Source organism: Pseudomonas tensinigenes (assembly GCF_014268445.2).
GTDB classification, from domain to species: Bacteria; Pseudomonadota; Gammaproteobacteria; order Pseudomonadales; family Pseudomonadaceae; genus Aquipseudomonas; species Aquipseudomonas tensinigenes.
Map to the genome: position 1 here is coordinate 3,364,145 of NZ_CP077089.1, position 16,114 is coordinate 3,380,258.

11 protein-coding genes are annotated in these 16,114 nt (G+C 60.2%); 7 read left to right on the top strand and 4 right to left on the bottom strand.

Translation table 11 applies throughout. From position 1 onward, the window contains the following. Positions 1-34 precede the first annotated feature (34 nt). The 4 genes from HU718_RS14825 to HU718_RS14840 all read left to right on the top strand — a co-directional run bounded on the left by HU718_RS14825 (position 35) and on the right by HU718_RS14840 (position 6,542). Positions 35-1,687 carry a VRR-NUC domain-containing protein gene (locus HU718_RS14825; RefSeq protein ID WP_186615994.1) on the top strand — a complete coding sequence of 551 codons (1,653 nt, stop codon included), beginning with the start codon at positions 35-37 and terminating at the stop codon, positions 1,685-1,687. Next, on the top strand, positions 1,684-4,002 hold the full coding sequence (locus HU718_RS14830) for an ATP-dependent DNA helicase (protein ID WP_186615995.1): 2,319 nt from the start codon (positions 1,684-1,686) through the stop codon (positions 4,000-4,002). The genes HU718_RS14825 and HU718_RS14830 overlap by 4 nt, the downstream gene beginning before the upstream one ends. A 5-nt stretch (positions 4,003-4,007) precedes the next feature. Beyond that, positions 4,008-5,927: a hybrid sensor histidine kinase/response regulator gene (locus HU718_RS14835; RefSeq protein WP_186615996.1), complete on the top strand. Its 1,920-nt coding sequence runs from the start codon at positions 4,008-4,010 to the stop codon at positions 5,925-5,927. 78 nt (positions 5,928-6,005) lie between these two features. Next, positions 6,006-6,542, top strand: a complete 537-nt coding sequence (locus tag HU718_RS14840; RefSeq protein WP_016983364.1) for a hypothetical protein — start codon at positions 6,006-6,008, stop codon at positions 6,540-6,542. A 422-nt stretch (positions 6,543-6,964) separates the two neighbouring features. On the opposite strand, the gene HU718_RS14845 is transcribed toward HU718_RS14840, so the two are convergent. From HU718_RS14845 to HU718_RS14860, 4 genes are all read right to left on the bottom strand, one after another. Then, positions 6,965-7,261 carry a hypothetical protein gene (locus tag HU718_RS14845; RefSeq protein ID WP_186616716.1) on the bottom strand — a complete coding sequence of 99 codons (297 nt, stop codon included), beginning with the start codon at positions 7,259-7,261 and terminating at the stop codon, positions 6,965-6,967. Positions 7,262-7,449: 188 nt separating this feature from the next. After that, positions 7,450-8,793, bottom strand: coding sequence for a cation:proton antiporter (locus tag HU718_RS14850; RefSeq protein ID WP_186616715.1), 1,344 nt, complete (start codon positions 8,791-8,793; stop codon positions 7,450-7,452). Between the two features lie 90 nt (positions 8,794-8,883). Further along, complete coding sequence (locus tag HU718_RS14855) at positions 8,884-9,741, bottom strand: glucose 1-dehydrogenase (RefSeq protein ID WP_186616714.1); 858 nt, start codon at positions 9,739-9,741, stop codon at positions 8,884-8,886. 215 nt (positions 9,742-9,956) lie between these two features. Then, entirely contained in the window at positions 9,957-11,111 is a 1,155-nt protein-coding gene (locus HU718_RS14860; RefSeq protein ID WP_186616713.1) for a MalY/PatB family protein, read from the bottom strand. 323 nt (positions 11,112-11,434) lie between these two features. On the opposite strand from HU718_RS14860, the gene fdnG reads away from it, so the two are divergent. The 3 genes from fdnG to HU718_RS14875 are packed head-to-tail and all read left to right on the top strand — an operon-like array spanning position 11,435 to position 16,112. Continuing rightward, positions 11,435-14,500, top strand: a complete 3,066-nt coding sequence (gene fdnG, locus HU718_RS14865) for a formate dehydrogenase-N subunit alpha (protein WP_186616712.1) — start codon at positions 11,435-11,437, stop codon at positions 14,498-14,500. Between the two features lie 14 nt (positions 14,501-14,514). Further along, the gene (fdxH, locus tag HU718_RS14870; RefSeq protein WP_110719271.1) at positions 14,515-15,450 is read left to right on the top strand and encodes a formate dehydrogenase subunit beta; all 936 of its coding nucleotides are present in this window, start codon (positions 14,515-14,517) and stop codon (positions 15,448-15,450) included. Further along, positions 15,447-16,112, top strand: coding sequence for a formate dehydrogenase subunit gamma (locus HU718_RS14875; protein ID WP_186616711.1), 666 nt, complete (start codon positions 15,447-15,449; stop codon positions 16,110-16,112). Before fdxH ends, HU718_RS14875 begins: the two co-directional genes overlap by 4 nt. Positions 16,113-16,114: the final 2 nt, after the last annotated feature.

The following is a 16,114-nucleotide window of genomic DNA, read 5'->3' on the forward strand; positions in this document are numbered from 1 at the left end:
ACCAGTACTCGCTCGCCATGGCCCCAGAATTCCCGTGACTGCCAATCCCCTCGACGACCCGTTCTATTACCTTAACAACTTCCGGCAAGTGCTTGATTGGCTTGAGCTTCGCTATGCCGATGTGATGGGTGAAACGGAGCACGCGTTCATCCGCGACTTCAAGGCCTTGCCACGCGCGACTCAGGGTTTGCTGGTGCGGATGGTCATGCGCAAGGGCGTGCATTTTCGCGCCGGCAAACTCAATTACGCTGAAATCGGTGACATCGCTGCGGCCGCGCAACCCTTGCTGGAGCGTGGCTGGATCGATGAACACGCGCCGCTGGCCCTCGCCGAGTTGTTCGACGTGTTGCTCAAAGCCGAGCTTGTGCAGGCCTTCGGCGCCGCCATCGAACAGCCCAAGGGGCGCAAGGATGACTGGCTGCCGCTGCTGGCCGAGCAGTTCAGCGAATTGCGCTGCCTGCGCGACTGGGCGCCACTGCTCGATGACCGGCTGTTCAGCCTGACCATCATGGACCTGTGCGACCGCTTGCGGCTGATGTTCTTCGGCAACCTGTATCAGGACTGGTCGGAATTCGTCCTCGCCGACCTGGGCATCTTCACCTATGAAAAAGTCGAGTTCTGCGCCGACTCGCGGGGCCTGCGCAGCCGCGAAGACGTCGACGCCTGTCTGTTCCTGCACCACTGCCAAATGCGTTTCGAGGCCGGCGAGCCGCTTGAAACCATCGTCGAGCAAGTCAGTGCCTTGCACTTCGACAACCCGTGGCTGCAACGCCGGCGTGGCAAGGTGTTGTTCCAGATCGGCCAGTATTGCGAGCGCATCAGCGAGTTTGCCCTGGCCCTGAGCATTTACCGCGACTGCGCCTATCCCGGCGCGCGTTTGCGCATGATCCGTGTGCTGGAGCGCAGCGGCGAATACCCGTTGGCGCTGGAACTCGCGACGCTGGCAGAACAGGCGCCGGAAAGCGCCGCCGAGCAGCAAGGCCTGCAACGGATATTGCCAAGGGTGCGGCGCAAACTCGGCGGCCCGCCGCTCAAACGTGCAGCCGCCAGACCGGTCGAGCGACTGGACCTGCAGTTGCCGCGCAGCGATCCTGCGTTGTCCGTGGAGTTTTACGTGCAGGCGCATCTGCACGATGACGAGGGCCCGGTGCATTACGTAGAGAACAGCCTGATCAACTCGCTGTTCGGCCTGTTGTGCTGGCCGGCGATTTTCGCGCCGTTGCCCGGGGCGTTCTTTCACCCGTTCCAGCGGGGCCCGGTGGACCTGCTCAACGAAGATTTCCAGCAACGCCGCGCCGAGCTGTTTCAGGCGTGCCTGCGCGAACTCGATGACGGTCGCTATACGGCGACCATTCGCCAGCGCTTCATCGACAAGTGGGGCATTCAGTCGCCATTCGTGTTCTGGGGCGCATTGAATGAAACGTTGCTAGAGCAAGCACTGGCCTGTCTGCCCGCCGAACACCTCAAACACTGGTTCAACCGTTTGCTGCTCGACATCAAGGCCAACCGCGCCGGCATGCCCGACCTGATCCAGTTCTGGCCGCAACACAAAACCTACCGAATGATTGAAGTGAAAGGCCCCGGCGATCGCCTGCAGGACAATCAACTGCGCTGGCTGGAGTTCTGCCACCAGCACCAGATGCCAGTGGCCGTGTGTTACGTGCAATGGGCGGAGCAGAGCGCTTGAGCTACAGCATTGCCGTGCGCGCACTGTGCGAGTTCACCGCCAAGACCGGCGACCTGGACCTGCGCTTCACCCCGTCACCCACGGCGCTGGAAGGCATCGCCGGGCACCGCACCGTGGCCTCGCGGCGCAGCGAAAAGTATCAAAGCGAAGTGGCGCTCGAAGGCGAGTTTCTGCAATTGAAGGTCAAGGGCAGGGCGGACGGCTACGACCCGGCGCAAAACTGCCTGGAAGAAGTCAAAACCTACCGTGGCGACCTGAGCAAGCAACCGGCCAATCACCGCCAGTTGCACTGGGCACAGGCAAAGATCTACGGCTGGTTGATGTGCCGAAAGCTCGAACTTGAGCAGATCAATCTGGCGCTGGTGTATTTCGATATCGTCAGCGAGAAAGAGACCTGTCTGGTCGAGGCGTTCAGCGCTGATGCGTTGAAAACCTTTTTCGAGCAGCAATGCACGCTGTTCCTGCAATGGGCGGAACAGGAAATGGCCCATCGCGAAGCGCGCAATCTGGCCGCGCAACAACTGGCGTTTCCCCATGCCGATTTTCGTCCCGGTCAGCGGCATCTGGCCGAGTCAGTGTTCAAAGCCGTCAGCACTGGCCGTTGTCTGATGGCCCAGGCGCCGACCGGTATCGGCAAAACCCTTGGTACGCTGTTCCCGATGCTCAAGGCGCTGGCACCGCAGCAACTGGACAAGGTGTTCTTCCTTACCGCCAAGACGCCGGGACGCAAACTGGCGCTGGATGCCAGTCAGGTGTTGTTCGATCAGTCGCCAACCTTGCCCCTGCGGGTGCTGGAAATGGTTGCCCGCGACAAGGCCTGCGAACACCCGGACAAAGCCTGTCACGGCGAGTCCTGCCCGTTGGCTCAGGGTTTTTATGATCGCCTGCCAGCCGCGCGGGAAGCGGCCAGTCGAATCCGCCTGCTCGATCAAGCGGCCATGCGCGAGGTCGCCGCACAACACGCGGTGTGCCCGTATTATCTGAGTCAGGAGATGGCCCGTTGGGTGGACGTGGTGATCGCCGACTACAACTATTATTTCGACTTCAGCGCCCTGTTGTTTGGGCTTGCCCAGCTCAACCAATGGAAAGTCGCGGTGCTGGCGGACGAGGCGCACAACCTCGTCGAGCGGGGCCGGCAGATGTACAGCGCCACTCTTGATCAGTTCACGCTGGGCAGCGTGCGCAAAACCGCACCCGCCGCGCTGAAAAACTCCCTGCAACGCATCAACCGTGAATGGAACGCCCTGCATGCGCCGCAACTGGCGGCGTATCAGGCGTACGACAAAGCCCCGGAAAAACTCCTGCAAGCGATTTCGCTGTGTTGCGCCGCGATTGGCGATTACCTCAATGACCATCCGCAGGGTCTCGACAGTGCCTTGCAGAATTTCTACTTCGACCTGCTGCAATTCGCCCGGGCCGCGGAGCTGTACGACGAGCATTACCTGTTCGACATCAGCAAGCGCGACCTCGAGCGTAAAAAGCCGCTGTCGCAGTTGTGCCTGCGCAATGTGGTGCCCGCCGCTTTCATCGGCCCACGCCTGAAAGCGGCGCGCAGTAGCGTGCTGTTTTCCGCGACCCTCAGCCCGCGTCACTATTACGCCGATTTGCTCGGTACGCCCGCCGACACCGTGTGGATCGACGTCGAATCGCCATTTTGCGCCGAGCAGTTGCAGGTGCAGATCGTCAGCCGCATCTCGACGCGCTTCAATCATCGGCAGGCCTCGTTGGAACCGATTGTCGAGCTGATCGCGCGGCAGTTCAGCGAGCGCCCCGGCAACTATCTGGCGTTTTTCAGCAGCTTCGATTACCTGCAACAAGTGGCGTCGTTACTCGCCGAGCGTCATCCGCACATCACCCTCTGGCAGCAATCGCGGGGGATGCTCGAAGGCGCACGGCAGGCTTTCCTCGATCAGTTCACCGCCCACAGCCAAGGCATCGGCTTTGCCGTGTTGGGCGGTGCGTTCGGCGAAGGCATCGATTTGCCCGGTGCGCGCTTGATCGGCGCGTTCATTGCGACGCTGGGGCTGGCGCAGTTCAATCCAGTCAACGAACAACTGAAATACCGCATGGCGGCTATCTTCGGTGCCGGTTACGACTACACCTATCTGTACCCCGGCGTGCAGAAAGTGGTGCAAGCCGCCGGGCGGGTCATCCGTACCCGCGAGGATCGCGGCGTGGTGCTGCTGATTGACGACCGCTTTGCCGAGAGCCGGATCAAACAGCTGCTGCCGCGCTGGTGGGCAATCAATCATGAGTCGGCCGCTTCCCAATTCGCTGGATTGCCGCATACTTCCGATCATGACAATGGCTGGTGAGTGTGATGAGCGAGAAAAACAAGACCGTGGCGATCGAAGAGATGCGTTTTCGTCTGCTGATCGATGCGGTGGTCGACTATGCGATCTACATGATCGATCCCGACGGCATCATCACCAGTTGGAACTCCGGCGCCAAACGCTTCAAGGGCTACGAAGAGGCGGAAATCCTCGGCGAACATTTCTCCCGCTTTTATACCGCTGAGGATCGCGCCGCCGGTCTGCCGCAACGGGCGCTCGATACGGCGATCCGTGAAGGGCGCTTCGAAGGCGAGGGCTGGCGGGTGCGCAAGGACGGCACCAATTTCTGGTCGCACGTGGTGATCGATCCGATCATTGATCCCAGCGGCAAGTTGCTCGGTTTCGCCAAGATCACCCGCGACCTGACCGACCGCAAAATGGCCGAAGAAACCCTCAAGCAAAGCGAGCAGCAGTTCCGCTTGCTGGTGCAAGGCGTCACTGACTACGCCATCTACATGCTCAGCCCCGAAGGCCGGGTCAGCAACTGGAACCAGGGCGCCCAGCGCATCAAGGGTTATCTGCCGGAAGAAATCATCGGTCAGCATTTTTCGATCTTCTATACCCCCGAAGACCGCGAACTCGGCGAACCGCAACGGGCGCTGGAAATCGCCACCCGCGAGGGTCGCTTCGAGAACAAGAGCTGGCGCATGCGCAAGGACGGCACGCGGTTTCTCGCCCATGTGGTGGTTGATGCGATTCGTGGCGATACCGGCACTTTGCTCGGTTTTGCCAAGATCACCCGCGATATCACCGAAGCCCACCAGGCGCAGCAAGCGCTGGAGAAAACCCGGGAAGCGTTGTTCCAGGCGCAGAAGATGCAGGCCATCGGTCAGCTCAGCGGCGGCATCGCTCATGACTTCAATAACCTTTTGACGGTGATTCTCGGCAATCTGGAGATCGTGCAAAAACGCATGGGCGACGATGCGAAAATCAGCCGCCTGCTGGAAAACGCCACCCAAGGCGCATTGCGTGGTGTGTCACTGACCCAGCGTATGCTGGCATTTGCCCGCCGTCAGGAATTGAAAACCGAGTCGGTGGATATTGCGCAACTGGTTCAGGGCATCACCGGGTTGCTGCGCAGTTCGCTGGGGCCGGGCATTCGCATCGATACGCTGTTTCCTGCAGATCTGGAGCCGGTGCTGGCGGACACCAATCAGCTGGAACTGGCCTTGCTCAACCTGGCAACCAACGCCCGCGACGCCATGCCCGACGGTGGCGCAGTGAGCATCAGCGCTGAACCGCAAGTGGTGCTCGAGCTGGGGCATTCTGATCTGCCGGCGGGGCGTTACGTCTGCCTCAGTGTGATCGATACCGGGGAGGGCATGGATGAGCACACGCTGGCGTCGGCCAGAGATCCGTTTTTCACCACCAAAGGTTTGGGCAAGGGCACAGGGCTGGGCTTGTCGATGGTCCACGGCTTCATGGAGCAGCTCGGCGGTCGTTTTGTCCTCAAGAGCGAAAAGGCCCAGGGCACAACGGCTGAACTGTGGATTCCGGTGGCCGTCGAGGGCACGACCAGCAAGCCGCTGCATCCGCCCGCCGAGCCAGTGACGGTGCCACGACTCAGCGTGCTGGTGGTGGATGACGACTCGCTGGTGTTGACCAGCACCAGTCTGTTGCTCGAAGACCTTGGCCACCGGGTGGTCAGTGCGACGTCCGGTGCGCAGGCGCTGGCGTTGTTTGATCAGGGCGAGGTCATCGACCTGATGATTACCGACATGGCCATGCCGCAGATGAGTGGCGCGCAACTGGCCCATGCGGTGCGTGTGCTTAAACCGGATCTGCCGATCATCCTGGCCACCGGTTACGCCGAGCGTCTGGAAGGTTTTGCCGCGCAACTGCCACGGCTGCCCAAGCCGTTCACGCAGATGAATCTGGTGGCAATCATTGCTCAATCGATGAAATGAGGCGCCGGTCAATCCGGCTGAACTTGCGCGCCAACGGGGACTTCTAAACGTTTCCCCCACTCCTGGAGCGTGCATCTTTTGTCTCGCATACTGACTGAGCCCACCGCTGAAGAAACTCTGACCGAACATGACGCCAAGATGTTCGGCTCACCCAAGGAACGGCTGGATTTCTATCGGCGGGAGATCCAGTACGAAACCAGCATCCTCGCCAATCGCACCGATGCCTATCTGGCGGCGCAGTCGTTTCTGGTGATTGCCTTTGCCTCGTGCATGGCCAATCTCAATCCAGAATGGGGCAAGTTATTTACGTTGGTGGTGCCGCCGTTTCTGGCGCTGCTCGGGTTGCTCAGCTCGCTGAATGCCTGGCCGGGGATTCGCGCGGCGTACGACATCATCGATCACTGGCATTTCAAGCAGAGCCACTTGCTGCACAGCGAGCCGCTGATGGGCTTGGCGTATGACGAATCGCCGTTGTTCAGTGAAATGGAGTCGAGCCACAAGGGGTATAGAAAGTCGCTGCTGTTTTCGGTACGCACGCCGTGGATCTTTGCGACGTTCTGGGTGTTGTTGGGGAGTTATGCGGTGTTTATTCAGGTGACCAATCCGGGGGGGTGATTGGTCTTCACGCAAAAGCCCGGCTTATATCGCCGGGCTTTTTCATTCGCTCGGATTTTGTGTTGCCATTCAGATCGATCCCCCTCACCCCAGCCCTCTCCCCCAAAGGGGGCGAGGGGGAAGGGAGCAGATCTTCGTGCAGTTCAAAATCTGCGTTCGACTCGGTATCTCAGGTCAATGTCTGAGTTCAACCCGGTATCTCAGGTCGGCGTACCTCATCTATTCAACTCGGTCAGTTCCCTCTCCCTCTGGGAGAGGGCTAGGGTGAGGGGCTGTCAGGGTTCACTCGAAAAGGAGCCGATCTCCGTTGTGTTCAGAATCTGCGTTCAACCCGCTATCTCAGGTCGGCGTACCTCATCTATTCAACTCGGTCAGTTCCCTCTCCCTCTGGGAGAGGGCTAGGGTGAGGGGGCTGTACTGGCTCACTCCACGGTCTCAAGCTCTCGACGCAACGCCGCCGAGTTCTGCGACGACATCGGGATCGGCGGGAAGTCTTCGTTCAACACACACAAATGATCGATAGCATCTTCAAACATCGAGTCGGCTTTCTTGCGCAGCGCCCGGTAGTGCTCAAACTGTTCAATGTCCATATCAGCCACGTCAAGCAGCGCATTGGCCGCTCGATTAAGCGTATGGGCGTTATCGAACAATTGACGATTGCGTTCCAGAGCCAGTGCTCTGCAAGCCTTGATTTGCGCCGGAGTCGAGCATTCTTTCATGACCGTAACCTTATTCTTCAAGGATTCCTTTAACAGGCTTAAACGCCGCAGTGGAACCGAACCTGCCGGGCCCCGCTGGACACATCCGGCGAGGGGTTATGCTTGTGACTGTCGGCGTTTGCCGAGGGATCCATTTTTTTAAAGAAAAAAATTCGATCAATCCTCTGAATAAATCCAAGAAACAAAAATCAGTTTTTTTGTTTTTTACGCTGTTCATAGCGAGCCAGGATCGGTTGCGTGCTGATGCCGTGAAGCAAAATGCTCAGCGCCACCACCGACAAGGTCAGGTCAGTGCACACGCTGGCCACGCTATCGGTCAGCCCATGATTCAAGGCATAAAACAGATAGAACAGGCTGCCGATCCCACGAATGCCGAACCAGCCGATCAACAGCCGTTGCCGTCCCTCCATCAGTGCACCCCACGGCATCAGTGCGACGCAGATCGGGCGGATCAGGCAGAACAGCACGCCGCCCACCAGCAACGCCCGCCAATCCCAGTGCGCCACCAGCACCACGCCGAGCAGGGTCACCAGAAACACTTCCATGGCGCGCTCGACCAGACTGCCGAACGACAACATATCGCCCATCATTATTCCTGCAGCCACCTGACTGCTTTCCAGCCGCTCGGTATCGCCGTGCACCGCGTGCTGCGGTTCGACGTTCTGATGGCCGACCACCGGTTGCACCAGATGCTCGGCAGGCGGTTGGCCGGCGCCGGTGGATTTGACTTCGACTTGCCGCAGACCCAACCCGGCGGCGAATACCGACAGGAAGCCGTAACCGCCGATGGCTTCGGCAACGACATAGGCGAGGGCAATCAACGACAACGCCAGATAATCATTGGGGCTGAGCGTGCTGTCGTCATTGTGGATTCGCAACGAAAGGGTCACGCGACCGATACCTCGGCCCATCCAGTAACCGGTAAGCAATCCGGCAGGCACTGCCCACAATACGTTGCGCAACACCCAGCCTTGCCATTCGGCAGCACTGCCGTCGCCGTGCATCAACAACAGACCGAGAATCACAAACGGAAAGGCAATCCCATCGTTCAACCCTGCCTCACCAGAGAGCCCGAAACGCACGCTGTCGACATCCCGCGCATCGTTGACCTGCACCAACGCCGCCAGCACCGGGTCGGTCGGTGCCAGAATTGCGCCGATCAACAACGACGGTCCCCACGGCAAGCGCAAGGCAAAATGCAGCAGCAAACAAACGCCAACGATGGTCAGCACCATCACTGGCCCGGCCAGACCAAAGGCGATCCGCCAACGCTTGTCGCGCAGGGGTAAACGCAATTTCAAACCGCAGACGAACAGGGAAAACAGCACCGCGACTTCCGTCAGGTGCTCCATCCACAGCGAGGCGTTTTCCAGTGACAGTTTCAGCAGATCAAGGCCGCTGGGGCCGATGCCGATCCCCAGCAACAAACACACGGCCGACGTCGTCACCGGCATCCAGCGCAGGTACGACGAGGTCAGTGCCAGGGTCAACAGCACGGTGCCGAGCACCGCCACCCACACGATAAAACTCATGATCTGCCGCCCTCAAGTGGTGGATATGACGGCAATCGCACCGTGTTCAATGGGCCTTCAGTTTTACTGTAGGCGTTGGCGAAGGGGGCATCACAGCATCGGCTTACCACCGGTCACGCCATAACGCTGGCCGGTGATGTAACTGGCTTCGTCCGAGGCCAGCAGCACGTAGATCGGCGCCACTTCCACCGGTTGCCCGGGGCGGCCGAGCGGGGTGTTGCCACCGAAGTTCTGCACTTCTTCATCGGGCATGGTCGAGACGATCAGCGGCGTCCAGATCGGCCCAGGCGCCACGCAGTTCACGCGGATTTCCTTGGGCCCGAGCATCTGCGCCAGACCGCCGGTGAAGTTGGCGATCGCGCCTTTGGTGGTGGCGTAGGCGAGCAGGGTGGGTTTGGGCATGTCCGAGTTGACCGAGCTGGTGTTGATGATCGACGAGCCGGCGCGCATGTGTTTGATCGCCGCCTGACACAGGCGGAAGATTGCGGTGATGTTGACGTCGAAGGTCATCACCCATTCTTCGTCGGGGATTTCCTCGAAGTTTTCGTGAGTCATCTGGAATGCGGCGTTGTTGACCAGCACGTCGATGCGGCCGAAGCGCTCGACGGTCTTGTCGACCAAGGCCTGGCAGTGGGCCTTTTGCGCGATATCGCCCGGCAACAACAGACACTGACGCCCGGCCTGTTCAACCCAGCGGGCGGTTTCCTTGGCGTCCTCGTGTTCATTCAGATAGGCGACCGCAACGTCGGCGCCTTCACGGGCGAAAGCAATGGCCACGGCGCGGCCGATACCACTGTCAGCGCCGGTGATCAGGGCGATCTTGCCAGCCAGTCGCCCGGAACCGACATAACTTTGCTCGCCGCAATCGGGATAGGGCTCCATTTTGCGCTGCGAACCGGGAACGGTCTGGGCTTGTGCGGGGAAGGGCGGTTTTGGATAGTCGGTCATCGCGGGTCTCCGAGGTCTCATGGCTGGTATGGGCGGTTGACCCGGTGTGTTTGCCGTGAGTTCGATCGGATTTACGCTGCATTTCTGACTTGGAAATGCAAAACCAATGTGGGAGCGAGCCTGCTCGCGAATGCGGTGTATCAGTCGCCATCATTCATTGAATGACAGACCGCTTTCGCGAGCAGGCTCGCTCCCACAGGGTTTAGGGGGGGGGCTCAGGTATTGCGTTGTGCCAGGGCGCGCTCCATACGGGCGATGCCTTCTTCGAGCAACAAGCGCGGGCAGCCGAAGTTCAAACGTACGAACTGCTGGTGTTGATCGCCGAAGTCCAGACCGGCGCTCAGCCCCACTTTGGCCTGCTCAAGAAAGAACTGCTGCGGATCGTCCAGGTCCAGCGCCGAGCAATCCAGCCACGCCAGATAAGTGCCCTGCGGCACATTGATGGTCACGCCCGGCAAGCGGCTGCGCACCGCGTCAACCAGCCAGTCGCGGTTGGCCTGCAGGTAGGTTTTCAACTCGGTCAGCCATGGCCCGCCTTCGCTGTAGGCCACGCGGGTGGCTTCCATGCCCAGCGGGTTGACGCTGTCGACCATGCCGCACCGGGCGTGGTTGACACGTTCGCGCAGGGCCGCATCTTGAATGATCATGAACGAGGTCTTCAGGCCGGCGATGTTGTAGGCCTTGCTCGCCGACATCAGGGTGATCGTGCGCTTGGCAATTTCCGGGCTAAGGGAGGCGGTCGGAATATGCACGCGACCGTCGAAGCACAGCTCGGCGTGGATTTCATCGGAGATGATCCATGCGTCCTGCGCCGCACAGATGTCGGCCACGGCTTGCAGTTCGTCACGGCCGAACACTTTGCCGATCGGATTGTGCGGGTTGCTCAGCAACAGTGCGCCGCCACCGTTCAGCGATTCACGCAGTACGTCCAGCGGGGTGGCGTAGGTGCCGTCGGCTTGTGCGACGAACTCCAGCTCGACCTTGTTCAGCCCCCAATGGCCCGGCGCATGGCGCAGTGGCGGGTAGTTCGGGACTTGCACAACGACGTTCTGCTGTGGCTGCACCAGCGCTTTCAAAGCCATGTTGAAGCCTGATTCGACGCCCGGCAGGAAGATCAGCTCTTGCGGTTTGACCTTCCAGGAAAACTTGTTCCAGAGGTCGGCGACGATGGCTTCGCGCAGGTTCTCCTGAGGCACGCTGTAGCCCACCAACGGGTGCAGCAAACGTTGCTGTAAAGCCTCGATTACCACCGGTGGCGCGGCGAAATCCATATCAGCGACCCACATCGGCAACACATCGGCCGAATAGCGGCTCCACTTGGTGCTGCCGGTGTTGTGGCGGTCGAATAGCTGATCAAAATCGAAAGTCATGCGCGGTCTCGTGAAGGCGGAATGGTCCTGCGGGGCATGATAAGCCCATGGCCGTGCAGGAGCACACAAAACCTGTGGGAGCGAGCCTGCTCGCGAAGGCGGTGTGTCAGTCAATATTTGTCTTAACTGAAAGGGCCTCTTCGCGAGCAGGCTCGCTCCCACAGGTTTTCCAGTGCATGACCGATTGTCGCCGACGGTCGGTTTTCACACAGATCGTGTGGTCATTGTCTACAGTGAAAAGGTCGGCAGATGTTTGCCGCAACCGTGATTGTCCAGATAAAACCCGGCACAAGTACCGGGTTCCACCTGATCAGGAGTGCACGATGGATCTCAGCCGTCGTCAGTTCTTCAAGGTCGCCGGTATCGGCCTTGCAGGCTCGAGCCTGGGCGCGTTGGGCATGGCCCCGACGCAAGCCTTCGCCGAGCAGGTGCGCCACTTCAAGCTTGCCCACACCCATGAAACCCGCAACACCTGCCCGTATTGCTCGGTCGGTTGCGGTTTGATCATGTACAGCCAGGGCGATACCGCGAAGAACGTAGCGCAAAGCATCATTCACATCGAGGGCGACGCCGACCACCCGGTCAACCGTGGCACCCTCTGCCCGAAAGGCGCAGGCCTGCTCGACTTCATTCACAGCCCCGGCCGTTTGCTCTACCCGCAAACCCGCAAACCGGGCAGCAGCGAATGGACGCGGATCAGTTGGGACGAAGCGCTCGACCGCATCGTCGACCTGATGAAAACCGACCGCGATGCCAACTTCATCGAGAAAAATGCCAACGGGCAAACGGTGAATCGCTGGCTGAGCACCGGTTTTCTCGCGGCATCGGCGGCGTCCAACGAAGCCGGTTACATCACCCAGAAGGTGATTCGCAGTCTCGGCATGCTGGGGTTCGATAACCAGGCGCGTGTCTGACACGGCCCGACGGTGGCAAGTCTTGCCCCGACGTACGGCCGTGGTGCCATGACCAATACCTGGACCGATATCGCCAACGCGAATCTGATCCTGGTGATGGGCGGCAACGCAGCAGAAGCGCATCCGTGCGGCTTCAAATGGGTGACCGAGGCCAAAGCGCACAACGCTGCGCGGCTGATCGTGGTTGATCCGCGTTTTACCCGGACCGCTTCGGTGGCCGACTACTACGCGCCGATCCGCACCGGCACCGACATCGCCTTCATGGGCGGCCTGATCAATTACCTGCTGACCGAGGACAAGATCCAGCACGAATACGTGCGCAACTACACCGACGTGTCGTTCATCGTCAAAGCCGGCTATGGCTTTGAAGACGGGATTTTCAGCGGCTACGACGTGGCCAAGCGCAGCTACACCGACAAGTCCGGCTGGGGTTACGAACTGGGCGACGACGGCTTTGCCAAAGTCGACCCGACCCTGCAAGACCCGCGCTGTGTCTATCAATTGATGAAGGTGCATTACAGCCGCTACAACATCGACCTCGCCAGCCAGATTTGCGGCATGCCGGTCGACGCCATGCAGAAAATCTGGGAAGAAATCGCCACCTGCTCGACACCGGGCAAGACCATGACGATTCTCTACGCCCTCGGCTGGACCCAGCACTCGATCGGCGCGCAGATCATTCGCAGCGCGGCGATGGTGCAACTGCTGCTGGGCAACGTCGGCATGCCCGGTGGCGGCGTCAACGCCTTGCGCGGTCACTCGAATATTCAGGGCCTGACTGATCTCGGCCTGCTTTCGAATGCGCTGCCGGGCTATCTGACCTTGGGTCAGGACAGCGAGCAGGACTACAACGCCTTCATCCATAAACGCACGCAAGTACCGCTGCGCCCGGGGCAACTGTCGTACTGGCAGAACTACAGCAAATTCCACGTCAGCCTGATGAAGTCGTGGTACGGCGCCAACGCCACCGTCGAGAACAATTGGTGCTACGACCATTTGCCGAAACTCGACATCCCCAACTACGACGTCCTGAAGATGTTCGACCTGATGAGCCAGGGCAAGGTCAACGGCTATTTCTGCCAGGGCTTCAACCCGATCGCCGCGCTGCCGGACAAGAACCGCGTGATGGGCGCACTGGCCAAGCTGAAATGGCTGGTGGTGATGGACCCGCTGGCCACCGAAACCTCGGAGTTCTGGCACAACGTCGGGCCGTACAACGATGTGAAAACCGACGAAATCCAGACCGAAGTCATTCGCCTGCCGACCACTTGTTTTGCCGAAGAGGACGGCTCGCTGGTCAACAGCAGTCGCTGGCTGCAATGGCACTGGAAGGGTGCCGACGGCCCCGGCGAAGCGCAGACCGACATTCGCATCATGAGCGAATTGTTCCTGCGCCTGCGCAAGCGCTATCAGGCCGAGGGCGGCAAATTCCCCGATCCGCTGCTGAAACTGACATGGCCGTACAAGATCCCTGACGAGCCTTCGCCAGAGGAATTGGCCAAGGAAATCAACGGCAGCGCCGTGGCGGATTTCACCGATGCCGCAGGCGTTGCGGTGAAGGCCGGCTCGCAACTGGCCGGATTCGGCTTGCTCAAGGATGACGGCAGCACCGCGTCCGGCTGCTGGATCTTTGCCGGCAGCTGGACCGAGGCCGGTAACCAGATGGCCCGCCGCGACAACAGCGATCCGTTCGGCATGCACCAGCATCTGGGCTGGGCGTGGGCCTGGCCGGCCAATCGGCGGATTCTCTACAACCGCGCTTCGGCAGATGTCGCCGGCAAACCGTGGGATCCGAAAAAACGTCTGGTCTGGTGGAACGGCAAGGCCTGGGGCGGCACCGATGTGCCGGACTACAAGGCTGACGTGCCACCGGAAGCCGGGATGAACCCGTTCATCATGAACCCCGAAGGCGTGGCGCGGTTCTTCGCCGTCGACAAGATGAACGAGGGGCCATTCCCCGAGCACTACGAGCCGTTCGAAACGCCGATCGGCATCAACCCGCTGCACCCGCAAAACAAGAAAGCCACCAGCAACCCGGCGGCGCGGATCTTCGATTCGGTCTGGGAAACCCTCGGCGAGGCCAAGGACTTCCCGTACGCCGGCACCAGTTACCGGCTCACCGAGCATTTCCACTTCTGGAGCAAGCACTGCAAGTTGAACGCGATTGCCCAGCCTGAGCAGTTCGTGGAAATCGGCGAAGTGTTGGCGAAAGAGAAGGGCATTGCTGCCGGAGATCGAGTGCGGGTCAGTTGCAAACGCGGCTTTATCGAAGCGGTGGCGGTGGTGACAAAAAGGATCCGGCCGCTGCAGGTCAACGGCCAGGTCGTGCATCAGATCGGCATCCCGCTGCACTGGGGCTTCACCGGCCTGACGCGTCACGGTTACCTGACCAACACCCTGGTGCCGTTCCTCGGCGATGGCAATACACAGACCCCGGAATCCAAGTCATTCCTGGTCAACGTGGAGAAGCTCTGATGGAGAATCTTTAAATGGCCAGCCAAGACATCATTGCCCGCTCGGCCACCACCACCGTGCCGCCGTCGGTGAGGAATCAGGAGGCGGTGGCCAAGCTGATCGACACCACCAAATGCATCGGCTGCAAGGCCTGTCAGGTCGCCTGCTCGGAATGGAACGAGCTGCGCGACGAGGTCGGCCACAACCACGGCACCTACGACAACCCGCAAGACTTGAGCGCAGAAACCTGGACGTTGATGCGCTTTACTGAGCACGAAACCGATGCTGGCAACCTCGAATGGCTGATCCGCAAGGACGGCTGCATGCACTGCGCCGAGCCCGGTTGTCTGGCGGCGTGCCCGAGTCCCGGCGCGATTATCAAGCACGCCAACGGCATCGTCGATTTCGATCAGGATCACTGCATCGGCTGCGGCTACTGCATCACCGGTTGCCCGTTCAACATCCCGCGTATTTCGCAGAAAGACCACAAGGCCTACAAATGCACCTTGTGTTCGGATCGGGTCGCGGTAGGGCTGGAACCGGCCTGCGTGAAAACCTGCCCGACCGGCGCCATTGTTTTCGGCACCAAGGAAGACATGAAGGAACACGCCGCCGAACGCATTGTTGACCTGAAAAGCCGTGGCTTTGAAAACGCCGGTCTGTATGACCCCGCCGGTGTTGGCGGCACGCATGTGATGTACGTGTTGCACCACGCAGACACGCCGACCATTTACGCCAACCTGCCGCAGGATCCGGCGATCAGTCCGTTGGTGGGCTTGTGGAAAGGCATCAGCAAACCGCTGGGTCTGTTGGCCATGGGCGCGGCGGTGCTGGCCGGGTTCTTCCATTACGTGCGCATCGGCCCGAACCGGGTTGAAGAGGATGAGCATCCGGCGCCACCCGACACCTCGGTGCACGTCGTCGATCCGGCGGTGCACACCTTCGATCCACGCGGGGAGGACCGGCCATGAGCAACAAGACGATCCTGCGTTACACCGCCAACCAGCGCACCAATCACTGGCTGGTGGCGATCCTGTTTTTCATGGCCGGGCTGTCCGGGTTGGCGTTGTTTCATCCGTCGCTGTTCTGGCTGAGCAACCTGTTCGGCGGCGGGCCGTGGACACGGATTCTGCATCCGTACATGGGCATCGCCATGTTCGTGTTGTTCCTTGGCTTGGTGTTCAGCTTCTGGCGCAGCAATTTCTTCATCGCCAATGACCGGCGGTGGCTGCGGCGGATCAATCGGGTGATGGTCAACGATGAAGAAAGCGTGCCGCCGGTAGGCAAATACAACGCCGGGCAGAAGCTGCTGTTCTGGACTTTACTCCTGTGCATGCTCGGTTTGCTGTTCACCGGGCTGGTGATCTGGCGCGCCTGGTTCAGTGCGTATTTCGGCATCACCGTGATCCGCTGGGCGATGCTGCTGCATGCGCTGGCCGGCTTCATTCTGGTGCTGAGCATCATCATTCACATCTACGCCGGGCTGTGGATCAAGGGTTCGGTGGACGCGATGATGCACGGCTGGGTCAGCCGCGCCTGGGCGAAGAAACACCATGAACTCTGGTATCGCGACGTCACCCGCGATGAACGCCAACCGGACGTGCCGGAGCGACCGATCACTAAAAAGGGCTGACT